The sequence below is a fragment of the Paenibacillus sp. MY03 genome (assembly GCF_002165585.1).
Lineage (GTDB): Bacteria > Bacillota > Bacilli > Paenibacillales > Paenibacillaceae > Pristimantibacillus > Pristimantibacillus agaridevorans.
In genome coordinates, this window is the sequence record NZ_MXQD01000121.1 from 1 (window position 1) to 1,556 (window position 1,556).

Sequence of the window (1,556 nt, forward strand, 5' to 3'; positions counted from 1 at the left end):
GGCGCCTGGACCAACGGCTTGATAAATATCTGCATAGTAGAGATGCTGTTGTTTATTAATATCAAGGCCTCCAACATGACCCGGCACTGAAATGCGATCGAAGCCAATCGGGTCTGCATCGTTCGCGCTAAACAGACCGGTTCCCGCATAGTCCTTATCCGTAACCATTCCGAAACTCGTATCTGTCAATCGATACAAGCCGTCCGAGTCCACCGCCGAACCGGCAATTGGTCCGCTTTTTACCCACAACTGCCTTACCAGCGGGGCCGAACGCCAACGAGTCCTGTCGTTAGGATCTAGTATTCCGCTTGCGGTCCTGTCTCCCGTTGAAATCGGAGAATCGTTGGACGTGTACTTGTAGCCGGGTGTAAAATATTTGCCTGAAGAATACCATCCCGGTGTAGTGGTATAAATGTCGGATTTGTTATTGCGGGCGTAACCGTTCGAATCCAGGTAGTGCCAGATCCCTTTGACTCCCCAACCTTCTGTCCACGTCTGCAGATCACTGTACGAGTTGTCCTGGTGCTCGGCAGGCCAGTAGAGATAATAGTGCTCATAATACTCCGTATGCGTCTGGTTATCAAGGACATAGAACTTCTTAATAGGCGTTCCTATCTCGAGCCCTTTGCCGTACGGAAGCTCCGACACGGCTGCCACTGTAGGGGTACCGGATGCGTCAGCGACAACCGTCCCCCTCCCAACAGGATTATTGAGTGATAAGGCTGTTCCTGAAGTTTCATCCGACAACGTTTGGCGATACAGCATCGTAGGGCCCAGATCGCCGAAGTCGAACGTTCCATCCGTTGTTACGATAAGATCTTCGCCTTCAACGAGACCATCGGGCGCACTCCAACCTAGCTCCGCGTTGCCGCCGGATACGCCTGCCGGATTTACCTCCATATCTTTGTCAATCTTCTCGGTGCTGATTACGATATTATCAAAGTAGCGATTCTGATCCTGAGGAGCGCCGTTGTTCCAGAAGTTCTCGAACAGGACCGTGTTAATGCCATAGGCATCATAATTGCCCACCCAGTTTATATTCGTCTTGCTGGCTTGCAGCGTATTGTTAATCCAATACTCGAATACGCCGTTCGATTGACCCGGATCATTCAGCTTGATATGAACCTCAATACTGTACCACTTGCCAATGTAGTCTTCGCTGAAGATAGGAGTAAGCCCCTGCTTAATGTCCAGCCAACGCAAATTGTCAAAGTCGTTGTATTTCGTGGTCAGCAAATTGCCGGCCTCGTCCGTTCCGGAAGCGGGATCCAGCAGCAAGTAGTTTTCCTTTGGATCGCCGCTGTTGCCGCTCCAGAGATGACCGATGAAAGGCTGGGCCCAGCCCGGCGTAAGCGTCGTGACCCGGGACAGCTTGTATCCGCCGCCGCCAATCCAATTCTCATCATGCTTCAAATACATACGATAATAAAGCTCGCGAATAATTTCCCCGTCTCGGGAGACGGGAGCTTCATAAGCGCTTGGCGTCTTGCCGAAGGCGACCTTCATGCCGCCGGCGCTAGCAACGCCTTGTTTGAAGGCGCCTTTCACAGCGGTCG

At 51.9% G+C, this 1,556-nt stretch carries 1 protein-coding gene; it reads right to left on the reverse strand.

All coding sequences use genetic code 11. The features are described from left to right. On the reverse strand, positions 1 to 1,556 hold a 1,556-nt coding region (locus tag B1748_RS37175), incomplete at both ends, for a polysaccharide lyase (protein ID WP_179216019.1).